Raw genomic sequence first — 13,229 nt, 5'->3', positions numbered from 1 at the left:
GAGGGCAAAGTTTGTATTCATTGTGCGTGAGGTGACGCACAGAATCCAGTAGCCGCATCGATAATTGTTGAAATTGGCGTCACCTCTCGTTCCACGCCGCCAGACCGGCGTATTCCGATGCGTCACGCAACGCCTTACTCCCATTGCCGCAACCAACACAATACCAGGCACATAGCGCAATTCCTGACGCGATGGCAACTTCAGTATGTTGGCTAAAAGTTGCATTAATGATGCAATACGTTCCGAAAAGGAGAAAGTGAAAGTTACTCACGGGCGAATGAAATATCTGTATTATGGAAAATTACGCGCAAAACCCATAAGGAGCCCTGCATGGAACTGCTCGAAGAGCACCACTGTTATGAAGGTCGGCAGCAACGCTGGCGGCACGACTCCACGACACTGAACTGTGCAATGACGTTCAGTATCTTTCTCCCCCCATCTCGCACAGATACGCCGCCGCCGGTTCTCTACTGGCTTTCCGGGCTGACCTGTAACGATGAAAACTTTACCACCAAAGCGGGCGCACAGCGGGTCGCCGCCGAGCTGGGTATTGCGCTGGTGATGCCGGATACCAGCCCGCGTGGCGATAGCGTTGCTGACGATAGCGCCTACGATCTGGGCAAAGGAGCAGGCTTTTATCTCAATGCCACCCAGGCGCCGTGGTCCGCACATTTTCGCATGTACGATTATCTTCGCGACGAGCTGCCACAACTTATCACCAGCGAGTTCAAAGTCAGCGAGCGCTGCGCTATCAGCGGGCATTCGATGGGTGGTCACGGCGCGCTGGTTATGGCGTTGAAAAATCCGGGTCGTTTCACCAGCGTGTCGGCTTTCGCGCCAATCGTTAACCCGACTCAGGTTCCATGGGGTAAAAAAGCGTTTACCGCTTATCTGGGAACCGATGAAGCAACGTGGCAGGCGTGGGATAGCTGCGCCTTAATGCAAGCCAGCCAGGAGGAGAATGCTATCCCAACACTGATTGACCAGGGCGATAGCGATTCATTCCTCGCTGAGCAGTTGCAACCGGCGGTGCTGGCGGAAACCGCGCGCCAGAAAAGCTGGCCGTTAACCCTGCGTATTCAGCCCGGTTACGATCACAGCTACTATTTTATTGCCTCATTTATTGAGGATCACCTGCGTTTTCATGCCCAACACCTCTTTAAATAATCTTTTCAATACGCCGTGAAGAACGTTCACGGCGCATTCATATACAAAATCCCTCGCCATCAAATAGTCATAAAAACTAATATATACAGAGAGATAATGTATTTCCTGGCTTCGAGGCGTATGATTTTTAGCGGCGCTTGAGGCTTTCGCCTCATGGCAATATTGAGCTTTATCGTTGTACTGAGGCAGAAAGAAGAAAGCCCCGAAGGTAATATTACTCACCCACGAGGCTATCTGTATGTCAAGACAACATCAGGTTAGTCTCTTACCCGCCGAAAGGCAAAGAGAACAAGCCATGAAGGTGCCACATAACGCCCTGATCTGGTGTCTGCTAATCGTGCGTATACCCTTCATACTTCAAGTTGCATGTGCGTTGGCTTTCCTCGCTCACCCCAGTCACTTACTTAAGTAAGCTCCCGGGACTCCCTGCGTCGCCGCCTTCCTGCAACTCGAATTATTTAGGGTATATTGGAAATATTTGCGGCAGTATTCGTACCAATATTCGCCCCGGTAAGTAGCAACCTGGAGCGGTGGGATTTCCCACCGCTTTTCAGGCCTGAGGCTGTCCGGCTTCGCCACAAGCGCCTTTAGCGAGGGCTGACAGGGAAACCTGCCAGCCCTCTTTTATTGGCCTAATCAGAAGCGGTAATCGACGGCCATAAAGTAACGGCGGCCTTCTTCGGTGTAACTGTAATCATCTCTGTTCAGATCTTTATCGCCGACGTTAAGCACGCCGGAACGCAGTTTGACGTTTTTAGTCACGTTCCACGCCGCGCCGATATCAAACATAGTGTAGCCACCCGGCGTTTTGCCCGTAGAGCTGACCGCACGCTGCTCGCCGGTATAGTTGGCAGTCACGTAGAAGGACCAGTCGTCCAGCGGTTTCCAGTCGAGGGTGCCGTTGGCAGTATGGAACGGCAGCGTTTGCAGCGGTTTATCGCCGCCGTTACTCAGGTCGCGACCATCGTTATAGGTGTAGTTCACCGTCAGCTTCCATTCGTCACCGAACGGCACTTTCACTTCGGTTTCAACCCCTTTGATACGCGCCTTGTTGACGTTGAAGTAGCGGAAGACCGGCACTCGCTTGCCGTTGACCGTTTTCCAGCCGACAAAGTTCGGATAGCCCGGCGCTTCGCTAGCGCTGGAGGTACGCAGGATATCAATCATATCATCAACGTTGTTCTGGAAAGTCGTGACGCTCCCTTCCACACCTTCCAGCAAGCCCTCTTCGCCACGGTAATAAAGACCGAGCTCGAAGCTTTCGCTGGTTTCCGGTTTCAGATCCGGGTTACCGATAATACTGCATGAACCACGGCAGGAGTTGGTAGTCCAGTCTGGATTCAACTGCAGCAGGGATGGCGCTTTGAATGCCGTCGCCCAGCCGCCCTTCACGGTCACGGTGTCGGTGGCGGTATAGACCAGGTAAGCACGCGGGCTCCAGTGATCGCCATAAGTCTGGTGATCGTCCATACGAATACCGGTGGTTAACGCCAGCGGCTCGATGATTCGCCATTCATCTTCAAGGAACAGTGCGTACTGACTGGCGGAGGTAGATTTGCCGCCGCTACTCAGGTTAACCGGATCTTTGAGTTTGTCGTGGCGCCATTCACCGCCGAAGGTCAGTAGCTGGTTAATCATTCCTAGCGGCAGGACGTATTTACCATCTACGGAGTTGCTTTCAGAAGTGATCGTCCCGGCCTGGCCTGGGTTTTTATTATCGACTTTCTCACCGTAGAATTTCAGCTCGCTGTTGCCAACATCCCAGCGACCATTGTGGCTCAGAGAGTAGTTCTGGCGCTCAAGACGGTTACGGTCGAGAGAATCGGAGTCACGATCCTGGCGGTCAAAACCGTAGCCCGCAGTAATATCCTGATTGTCCGTTGGGGTCCAGGCAAACTCGACATTACCGTCGCGGCTGGTGAAGCCTTCAATGCGCGGCGTTTCGCCTGCAGCATTGCTGGAAGCCTGCTGATCGTCTTTGGCACGTTTAGCCAGGCTGCCGTAGGCCTTCATACCCAACACGCCGTCAATCAGCGGGCCGCTGGTGAAGAACTGACCGTTATAGGTATCACCGCGATCGCGATGTTCCTGAATGGTGGTGTCGGCGCTCAGAGTACCGGTCCACTGTTGGCCGACTTTTTTGGTGATGATATTCACCACGCCGCCAAGGGCATCGGAACCATAAAGTGAGGACATCGGTCCGCGCACAACTTCGATACGTTCAATGGCATCCACCGGGATCCAGTTGAGGTCAAAATCGTTGTGGCGGAACACGGCGTTTCGCGAGTTAACGCGTTTGCCATCAATAAGGATCAGCGTATAGCTGCTATCAAGGCCACGGATACTTACGCCTTTGCGGTTATCCCCTTCGTTGGTGAGTTGCACGCCAGGAACATCCCGCAGTACATCTTTCAGGTTCTGTACCGGTTTACGCTGCAAATCCTGTTGGGTGATAACGCTAATACTGGCAGGAGCATCTTTTACGCTCTGTTCAGTTGCCGCAGCGGTGACGACCAGCGTTTCTTCATTAACATCGGCGAGAGCCGGAAACGCCAGTGATACGACGGACGCGCATAATCCGGCCCGGACAAAAGGATTTAACCTGAACATTCCATATCTCCATGAGGTGTACTACAAAACAAACAAAAGGGTGCTGCTCACAGGTACTGTCGGCCTGTCGCTCTATCGGCGATATGCACGCTATTTTTTTACAGTAGATGTGGCTGGTCGCCCCTTGTCAGTCTGACCGTCTGCAAGATATGGGGATTGGCTTCATCCTGAATTTAGTGAAAATGATAAAGATAATGATTACAATTATCAATACAATTATGGAGAAATGTATCAATTTGTAATGAATTCAGGCATAAAAAAACCCTCTTTAAAAGAGGGCTTTAACTATTATGATCGCTCGCCTTAGCCTTTAAAACGCTCCGGGAACTTCATTTCGCTGTAGCGGACAAAACGCGTCCCCTTCGCCAGTTTGTAGCCAAACCAGATAACCAGGAACAGCGGTATACCAATATACGTTGCAGCGACGCCGCCCCAGTCGATGGTGTCTTTAAGGAACGCTTCATAGTTCTGACCAAGCGTAATAATCAGGCACAGAACAAAGGCAAAGATCGGTCCCAGCGGAAAGAATCCTGAACGATAAGGCAGATTATTCAGATCATGTCCTTGCAGCACGTAGCCACGACGGAAACGATAGTGGCTAATGGCAATCCCCAGCCAGGCAATAAAGCCGGTCATCCCGGAGGTGTTCAGCAACCACAGGTAAACGGTCTGATTACCGAACATTGAGCTCAGGAAACACAGTGCCGCAATCACCGTAGTGGCATACAGCGCATTACGTGGCACTCCGCCTTTTGACAGCTTAGAGAAAATGCGCGGCGCTTTACCATCACAGGCCAGGGTGTAGAGCATACGCGTGGAGGCATACATCCCGGAGTTACCCGCCGACAGCACCGCCGTCAAAATGACCGCGTTCATAATCGCCGCCGCCGACAGCAGACCCGCATGCTGGAACACCAGCGTAAACGGACTCACGGAAATATCTTTTACGTCGTTACGCAGCAGGCTCGGATCGGTATACGGAATGATCAGGCTGATAATCAGAATTGCAAACACATAGAACAGCAAGATACGCCAGAACACCTGACGCACGGCGCGTGGAATATTCTTCTCCGGGTTTTCTGACTCGCCCGCAGCAATACCGATAAGCTCGGTTCCCTGGAACGAGAAGCCGACAATCATCGCCACACCAATCATCGCCGAGAAACCACCAGCGAATGGTGCATCGTCAATACCCCAGTTGCTCCAGCCTGCGGGCTGTGCCCCTTTAAAGATACCGAGGATCATCATCACACCGACGATAATAAAGATAATGACGGTGGCGACTTTAATCAGGGAGAACCAGTATTCCGCTTCGCCAAAACCTTTTACCGAGATCCAGTTCAGCAGGAACATAATGCCGAGGAACAGCGCGCTCCAGATCCAGCCGGGCGCATCAGGGAACCAGTAGGTCATCACCAGCTGAGCGGCAACAAGGTCAACGGCGATGGTTACCGCCCAGTTGTACCAGTAGTTCCAGCCCAGCGCAAAGCCGAAGCCTTCCTCGACATAATTTTGCCCATAGGTGGCAAAAGAGCCAGATACCGGCATAAAAGCCGCTAACTCGCCGAGGCTGGTCATCAGAAAGTAGACCATCAGACCAATAAGAATATAAGAAAGCAGCGCGCCGCCTGGGCCCGCCTGAGATATGGTTGCGCCAGAGGCAACAAAAAGACCTGTACCGATGGAACCGCCAATAGCGATCATGGTCAAGTGGCGCGCCTTCAGTTCACGACGTAAACCGGGCGCTTCTGTGGTTTTAGTATCCGAAACCATGTGAAAATGCTATCCATCCAAAAAACGAGGCGAGATTGTAGCAGAGTGTCTGTGATCCATCCGATACAAATGCAAAGTTATAAGAGAGCTTCATGATCGAGCATGGATTATTAGTAAAGCATTAAATCCAGGAAATACCAGCCCTGGTTCTACACTTCGCAATAATGCAGAAAACGTTGTAATGCCTTAGAAATATGCTTCTGCCGGTGATGAATACGCCACAACGTGCGGGTTAAACGCGGCAGTGGGATGGTCAGCTCCACCAACGACCCGACCTCAAGCTGTTCCGCCACCACTCTTCGTGACAGGCAGCTAATCCCTAAACCATGACGCACTGCATGCTTAATGGCTTCAGAGTTGCCCAACTCCATCCCCAGATGAAACGCCGGTAAATGCGATAATAATAAGTAGTCGACAATTTCTCGGGTTCCGGATCCGTGTTCGCGCAAGATCCACGGCGCTTCCGCCAGCCGTTGCAGCGTCACCTCCCCCTCAAGGAGCGGCGAATCTGGCGGTGCGAAGACCACCAGTTCATCTTCCAGCCACGGCTCGGCAATGATATCTGCTGCGTGACAAGGGCCTTCAATCAGCCCGATATCCACTCGCAGGTCAGCCACCGCATTAATGACGTCCTGGCTATTCCCCACGCTTAGTTCCAGCGGTAAATCCGGGAGATCGCGTCGATAGTGCGCAATGATTTCCGGCAGAATATAGTTGCCGATAGTGCTGCTGGCATAGACGCGAATCGCGCCGTTGTCGCCGCGAAACAGCTGTTCTATCTCCAGCGCGCGCTCCAGCAGCGCCAGCGCTCGCGGATAAAGCAGCCTGCCATGTTCATTAACTACCAGTCGCTTGCCGACACGATCAAACAACTGCACGCCCAACTGGCCTTCCAGATCAGTCAACGCCGCGCTGACTGCCGATTGCGAAAGCGCCAGCATTTGCGATGCCTGTGTTGTAGAGCCGCTCTTTAAAACTTCAGCAAAAACTTCCAGCTGTCGTAGCGTGATATGCATAGCCCTTCCTGCCTTCATTTATATACAGCGTGGCTCTCCGACAGCTTGATGTTTGTGGAACAGTGCCCAAAAACGCGAAACAGCTCGTATACCACTTATTTCGATTAATTATAAATATATAATCAATTTTATATTTAAACCAGCGAGTCGTATGCTTTTCCCAGACAAAGGAGAAGGTTATGACAGCACTCACTTTACCGACTAAACATCGCCCATTGTGGCACTTTGCACCTGGACTGGCGCTGACTGCCGTATTAACTGGCGCTGCACTGTGGGCCGGTAGTTTTCCAGCCATCGCAGGTGCAGGCTTCAGCGCACTCACGCTGGCTATTCTGTTCGGCATGGTGATCGGTAATACGATTTACCCCAAAATATGGCAGTCCTGTGACGGCGGCGTAATCTTTGCCAAACAGCACCTGCTGCGTCTGGGCATTATTTTATACGGCTTTCGCCTGACGTTCGCCCAGATTGCCGATGTTGGCGTGAGCGGTATCGTCATTGACGTTCTGACGCTTTCCAGCACCTTTTTTATCGCCTGTTTTTTAGGGCAAAAGGTTTTCGGCCTGGATAAGCATACCAGTTGGCTGATTGGTGCCGGCAGCAGTATCTGCGGCGCAGCAGCGGTACTGGCCACCGAACCGGTGGTGAAAGCGGAAGCCAGTAAAGTCACTGTAGCCGTCGCGACGGTGGTGATTTTCGGGACCATTGCTATCTTCCTCTACCCGGCAATCTACCCTTTCCTGGCGCACTGGTTTACCCCGGAAGCCTACGGTATCTATATGGGTTCCACCATGCATGAAGTTGCCCAGGTTGTGGCAGCCGGTCATGCCGTCAGCCCGGATGCGGAAAACGCAGCGGTCATCGCAAAAATGCTGCGCGTCATGATGCTGGCTCCGTTCCTGCTGTTCCTGGCCGCTCGCGTTAAGCAGTTAACCCCGGTGGGAAGCGGTGAAAAAAGCAAAATCACCATTCCGTGGTTTGCGATCCTGTTTATTGTGGTGGCGGTGTTTAACTCTTTCCACCTGCTGCCGAAAGCGGTTGTCGATATGCTGGTGACTCTGGATACCGTGTTGCTGGCAATGGCGATGGCTGCCCTGGGTCTGACCACCCACGTCAGCGCGCTGAAAAAAGCCGGTGCCAAACCGCTGCTGATGGCGCTAATGCTCTTCGTCTGGCTGATTGTCGGCGGCGGTGCGATTAACCTGGCCATTCACAGCCTGCTGGCCTGAAACTCTTCGCTCACGAGGTTGTGCTAAGGCAGGTGTAACTCTCCGGCTAAGCCGCTATCATTACTCTCCAACCAGCGGCTTAACTGGAGTTTTTTTATGAAATATATTGGAGCGCACGTCAGCGCCTCCGGCGGAGTGGCCAATGCCGCCATTCGCGCAGCCGAAATCGGCGCGACCGCCTTCGCCCTCTTTACCAAAAACCAGCGCCAGTGGCGCGCCGCTCCGCTAAGCGACGAGACCATTGCTGAATTTAAAGCCGCCTGCGAAAAGTATCATTTCGGACCCGGACAAATTCTGCCCCACGACAGCTATCTGATAAACCTTGGCCACCCGGTTGCGGACGCGCTGGAAAAATCCCGCGATGCCTTTATTGATGAACTCTCCCGCTGCCAGCAGTTGGGCCTGACGTTACTCAATTTCCATCCGGGTAGTCATTTACAGCAGATCCCCGAAGACCAGTGCCTGGCGCGCATCGCTGAATCCATCAATATCGCGTTGGCAAAAACCGAAGGCGTGACGGCAGTGATTGAAAATACCGCCGGTCAGGGCAGCAATCTGGGCTTTAAGTTTGAGCATCTGGCCGCCATCATCGACGGCGTGGAAGATAAATCCCGCGTGGGCGTGTGCATTGATACCTGCCACGCTTTTGCCGCTGGTTACGACCTGCGTAGCGCCGAAGAGTGTGAGAAAACCTTCGCTGATTTCGAACGCATTGTCGGTTTTCAGTATCTGCGCGGTATGCACCTGAACGATGCGAAAAGCACTTTCGGCAGCCGCGTTGACCGTCACCACAGCCTGGGCGAAGGTAATATTGGCCACGATGCTTTCCGCTGGATAATGCAGGCCCCCCGTTTTGACGGCATCCCGCTAATTCTGGAAACGATCAATCCTGATATTTGGGCGGAAGAAATTGCCTGGCTGCGGGCCCAGCAAACAGAAGAGGCCGTGGTCTGATATGAACGATAGGGAAAAGCAGATCCTTAAAATGCTGCGGCGTAACCCGCTCATTCAGCAGCACGAGATTGCCGACATTCTGCAGATTAGCCGCTCCCGCGTAGCGGCGCACATTATGGACCTCACGCGTAAGGGGGCCATCAAGGGCAAAGGCTACATCCTGACCGAGCAGGAGTATTGCGTCTCGCTGGGGGCCATCAATATGGATATTCGCGGGATTGCCGATATTCATTATCCGCAGCCGGTTTCAAACCCGGGTAATATCCAGTGTTCCGCTGGCGGCGTAGCGCGCAATATTGCACATAATCTGGCGCTGCTGGGCCGCGATGTGCATTTGATTTCCGCCGTTGGCAGCGATTTCTACGGTGAAACGCTGCTGGAACAAACCCGCCAGGCCGGGGTTAACGTGCAGAGCTGTATTCGCCTGCACGGCCACAACACCGCAACCTATTTATCCATCGCCAATCCGCAGGAAGAGACGGTTCTGGCGATCAATGATACCCATATTTTACAGTCGCTTACCCCACAGTTACTCAATCAGTACCGGGATCTGCTGACTCATTCAGGCGTGGTTCTGGTCGACTGTAATTTAACGGAGTCGTCGCTGGAGTGGGTATTTACGCTGGCAAGCGCTATTCCGGTGTTTGTCGATACGGTGTCGGAGTTTAAAGCACATCGCATCCGCCCGTGGCTGGGGAAAATTCATACCCTCAAACCTACGCTGCGCGAACTACAAATCCTCTGGGGACAGACGATATCCAGCGATGCAGATCGCGATCGAGCGCTGTCATGGCTGCACGAACAGGGAACTCAACGGGTGGTGATTTGTTCAGAAGACGATTCTATTTTCTGTAGCGAAGCAGGCGGTGAACGTTTCCAGATGAGCCTGCCAGGCCACACGACGGTAGACAGTTTTGGTGCTGACGATGCGCTGATGGCCGGGCTGCTCTACAGCTATCTTGATGGTAGCGATTTTAAAGAGAGCGCCGCTTTTGCCATGGCCTGCACCGCCCTCACCCGTGCCAGTGACAGTATCAACAACCCTTCTTTATCCGTCGATAACGCACTCAATTTACTTTCAGGCGTATAACACCGTGCACCGCAGAAGCGATGCACGGTTAACGCTATGCGAGTCCAATAAAGAACCCGGCGATGGTCGCGCTCATCAGGTTAGAGAGCGTTGCCGCCGCCAGAGCGCGCATTCCGAGCTGAGCAATTTCTGGCGCGCGCTGCGGGGAAATGGCGGAGAACGCTCCGACCACCACACCAATTGAGCCAAAGTTGGCGAAACCACACAGGGCGAACGAAATAATCGCGATGGTTTTCACATCCAACGTGCCGCCGGTTTGCAGGTAGGGCGAGAAGTTGAGATAGGCGACGAATTCGTTGATCGCCAGTTTCTGCCCAATCAGACTGCCAGCCAGGGTCGCATCGCTCCAGTCAACGCCCATGATCCACGCCAGAGGTGCAAGGATATAACCGAAGATCCCCTCCAGAGTGGCGTGGCCAAAACCAAACCAACCGCCAATCCCACCGATAATGCCGTTCAACAAGGCTATAATCGCCACAAACGCCATGACTACTGTTGCTACCCCAGCGGCAATTTTCAGCCCGGTCATCGCCCCGGATGCCGCCGCTTCAATAATGCTTTTCGGCGGCGTTTCGGTGAAAGAGAGATTCTCAAAAGTCACCTGCGATGCTTCGGTTGCCGGGCTGAGCATTCGAGCAAACAGGATCCCGCCAGGAATAGCCATCAACGACGCAGCCAACAAGTAGTCGATTGGTACGCCCATACCGGCATAACCAATCATCATCGACCCGGCGATTGAGGCCATCCCGCTACAAATCGCGGTAAACAGTTCATTGCGGTTAAGCTTGTCGATAAACGGTTTGACGATCGCCGGGATCTCGTTCTGCCCCAGAAAAATGGTGGTCACAGCAACAAACGATTCAATTTTGCTGATATTCAGCGCTTTCTGGAAGATTCCGCCGAGAATACGGATCAGCAGTCCCATTATGCCAAGGTAATAAAGGAGGCTTATCAGCGCGGTAACGAAAATAATGGCCGGCAGAACGCGAAAGGCAAACACAAACCCTGCACCGTCAAACAGCACATCCATCTTCGGGCCAACCAGCGAGCCAAAAATAAACGCGCTCCCGGCATCGCTATAGGACATAACTTTATGCACCCCAAGCGCCGCCTGTTCGACCAGCCATTTGCCCGGCGGAAAATAGAGCATTACCCCGCCAATCACAATTTGCAGCAACAGCGCTGCGCCTACGGTTCTGATACTGATGCGTTTTTTATTCACTGACAGCACAAAGGCAATGGCCAGTAACACTACCATCCCCAAAAGACTTCTCATGATGTCCATAATGATATCCTTACCTGGTGGAAAACCCGGCCTCAGGCCAGGTTTTCGGTGCATTTGATATCGGGGCGGGCAACCGCAAACAACCCGCAGTTGTCGTTACGCGATCTGCTGATACTCTTTGGCAATCTCGCAGGCCAGGATGGCGTTGTTAAAGACCAGTTGGATATTGGATTTCAGGCTGTCTCCACCGGTCAATTCCGCGACGCGGGCCAACAGGAACGGCGTACTCTCTTTACCCACCACGCCCTGCTCTTCAGCTTCTCTCACCGCCTGATCAATGGCGGCATTGATTTTCGCTTCCGGCATTGCGAACTGCTCAGGGATAGGATTCGCCACCACCATGCCGCCCTTCAGGCTCGACTGCCATTTCACCGCCATCGCTTTGGCAATTTCTTTGGCGCTGTTAAGCCGAATACTGACCTCAAACGGGCTGGTACGGCAGAAGAATGCCGGTAGTGCCGAGGTTTGATAACCAATAAGCGGAACACCGAAAGTTTCTAAATATTCGGTGGTTAATCCGAGATCGAGAATAGATTTAGCACCGGCGCATACTACGGTAACATTCGTATTTGCCAGCTCCTGTAAATCCGCAGAAATATCGAAAGTGTGCTCTGCGCCACGGTGTACTCCGCCGATCCCACCGGTAGCGAAGACTTTAATTCCGGCCATTGCGGCAATAATCATGGTAGAGGCAACGGTAGTGGCACCATTTAATCCCGCAGCAACCACAAACGGTAAATCCCGACGGCTAACTTTAGTGACATTATGCCCTTCACGGCCAAGAAGTTCTATTTCCTCACGACTTAAACCGACCTTCATCACCCCATGAATAATCGCAATTGTTGCCGGAACGGCCCCCTGCCGACGAATAGTTTCTTCCACTTCCAGCGCCGTTTGCGCATTTTCAGGGAATGGCATACCGTGAGAAATAATGGTTGATTCAAGCGCCACGATTGGCTGATTATTTTTCAATGCTTGCTGTACTTCCGCAGAGACCTGTAATAATTCAGAGGAAATATTTAATTCAGACATAATCTTTCTCCACTAACTTTTTTACGTTTGCGTAAGATAATTCAGGATTATTGGTAAATTCCGATGAGAGCGCGAGGGAAGAGCACCCTTGAGCGAACTGCACCGCTTGAGAAAATGAACAACCGTCCAGCCAACAGGAAGCAAGACCGGCCATCATGGCATCACCCGCGCCAGTCACATTCACAACCTGGGTTTTCAGCGGTGCCGACCAACCGTGTTCGCCATCCTTTTCGCTGTAGTAAACGCCATCTCCACCCATGCTCAGCACCAGGCGCTTCAGGCCATGCTGGTGAAACCAGTCGGCAACGCGAGCCACATCATCGGTGCCGGACAGCGAGATTCCGCTGAGGGTTTCCGCCTCGATGCGATTCGGTTTCAGGGTATGGATTCGCCCCAGATGCTGGCGAACTTTCACGCATTTCCAGGCGGAAACCGGGTCAACAAAAATGGGCGTTGAACCCGTATTTTCCATCAACCAGGCCAGCGCTGCCTCACTGATATTACAATCAACAACAATCACCGTGGCTTCACTGATAAAGGCCTGATGTTGGCTTAGAAATTCCGCCGTAATATGCTCAGTAATGCTCATATCATTTATCGCCACCAGCATTTCACCGGTATTATCAAGCAACGATAAATAGCTGGATGTACCCTCGCCTTTGATGACCTGACATTTATCGACATGTACCCCTGATTGTGCAGTCTGAGCCAGTAAAGAATGGCCATAAAAATCATCGCCAACGACGGATAATAACCATGAAGATTTATTCAATAAGGCAATATTTTGCGCTATGTTCCTACCTACCCCACCGGGCGTATACTTTATTTTTCCAGGATTTGAATCAGCATAGTTCAGCGACATATTAGAATAACCAGCAACATCCATATTTGCCGAACCAATAATCACAACATAATCATTTTCAGGCATATAAATACCTCCAGCACAGGATGCTGTAAAAATAGAATTATTTAATACAAAGAAATAGGTCTTACTCTATTCAGATTAACTCCAAAAACACATGTTTGATTATGAACATGTGTTTATAATAAGCAATGAACTTTCAAAGTAAAGG

At 52.1% G+C, this 13,229-nt stretch carries 10 protein-coding genes; 4 read left to right on the top strand and 6 right to left on the bottom strand.

Going from position 1 to position 13,229, the window contains the following annotated elements:
• Positions 1-330: 330 nt before the first annotated feature.
• Positions 331-1,167 carry an S-formylglutathione hydrolase gene (fghA, locus tag DA718_RS09060; RefSeq protein WP_112213089.1) on the top strand — a complete coding sequence of 279 codons (837 nt, stop codon included), beginning with the start codon at positions 331-333 and terminating at the stop codon, positions 1,165-1,167.
• Positions 1,168-1,803: 636 nt separating this feature from the next.
• On the opposite strand, the gene cirA is transcribed toward fghA, so the two are convergent.
• The 3 genes from cirA to yieE all read right to left on the bottom strand — a co-directional run bounded on the left by cirA (position 1,804) and on the right by yieE (position 6,566).
• Positions 1,804-3,777 (bottom strand): catecholate siderophore receptor CirA, encoded by a 1,974-nt coding sequence (gene cirA / locus DA718_RS09050; RefSeq protein WP_112213088.1) that lies wholly within the window; start codon positions 3,775-3,777, stop codon positions 1,804-1,806.
• A 303-nt stretch (positions 3,778-4,080) separates the two neighbouring features.
• Positions 4,081-5,550 carry an amino acid permease gene (locus DA718_RS09045; protein WP_112213087.1) on the bottom strand — a complete coding sequence of 490 codons (1,470 nt, stop codon included), beginning with the start codon at positions 5,548-5,550 and terminating at the stop codon, positions 4,081-4,083.
• 149 nt (positions 5,551-5,699) lie between these two features.
• Positions 5,700-6,566 (bottom strand): DNA-binding transcriptional regulator YeiE, encoded by an 867-nt coding sequence (gene yieE / locus DA718_RS09040; RefSeq protein WP_112213086.1) that lies wholly within the window; start codon positions 6,564-6,566, stop codon positions 5,700-5,702.
• Between the two features lie 179 nt (positions 6,567-6,745).
• On the opposite strand from yieE, the gene DA718_RS09030 reads away from it, so the two are divergent.
• The 3 genes from DA718_RS09030 (at position 6,746) to DA718_RS09020 (ending at position 9,839) form a co-directional block, all read left to right on the top strand.
• A complete protein-coding gene (locus tag DA718_RS09030) occupies positions 6,746-7,795 on the top strand; it encodes a YeiH family protein (RefSeq protein WP_112213084.1) in 1,050 nt (349 codons plus the stop codon).
• Between the two features lie 96 nt (positions 7,796-7,891).
• Positions 7,892-8,749, top strand: a complete 858-nt coding sequence (gene nfo, locus DA718_RS09025) for a deoxyribonuclease IV (protein WP_112213083.1) — start codon at positions 7,892-7,894, stop codon at positions 8,747-8,749.
• Position 8,750: 1 nt separating this feature from the next.
• On the top strand, positions 8,751-9,839 hold the full coding sequence (locus tag DA718_RS09020; protein ID WP_112213082.1) for a sugar kinase: 1,089 nt from the start codon (positions 8,751-8,753) through the stop codon (positions 9,837-9,839).
• Positions 9,840-9,873: 34 nt separating this feature from the next.
• Here DA718_RS09020 and DA718_RS09015 read toward each other — a convergent pair whose 3' ends face one another.
• From DA718_RS09015 to DA718_RS09005, 3 genes are all read right to left on the bottom strand, one after another.
• The gene (locus DA718_RS09015; protein WP_110272379.1) at positions 9,874-11,124 is read right to left on the bottom strand and encodes a NupC/NupG family nucleoside CNT transporter; all 1,251 of its coding nucleotides are present in this window, start codon (positions 11,122-11,124) and stop codon (positions 9,874-9,876) included.
• A gap of 96 nt (positions 11,125-11,220) precedes the next feature.
• Positions 11,221-12,156: a pseudouridine-5'-phosphate glycosidase gene (locus DA718_RS09010; RefSeq protein ID WP_112213081.1), complete on the bottom strand. Its 936-nt coding sequence runs from the start codon at positions 12,154-12,156 to the stop codon at positions 11,221-11,223.
• Positions 12,149-13,084, bottom strand: a complete 936-nt coding sequence (locus DA718_RS09005; RefSeq protein ID WP_112213080.1) for a pseudouridine kinase — start codon at positions 13,082-13,084, stop codon at positions 12,149-12,151. Before DA718_RS09005 ends, DA718_RS09010 begins: the two co-directional genes overlap by 8 nt.
• Between the last annotated feature and the right edge of the window lie 145 nt (positions 13,085-13,229).

The sequence above is a fragment of the Klebsiella huaxiensis genome (assembly GCF_003261575.2).
In the GTDB taxonomy this organism is placed as follows: domain Bacteria; phylum Pseudomonadota; class Gammaproteobacteria; order Enterobacterales; family Enterobacteriaceae; genus Klebsiella; species Klebsiella huaxiensis.
The sequence above is the reverse complement of the archived record's forward strand: the minus strand, read 5'-3'. Positions and strand labels throughout refer to the sequence as shown.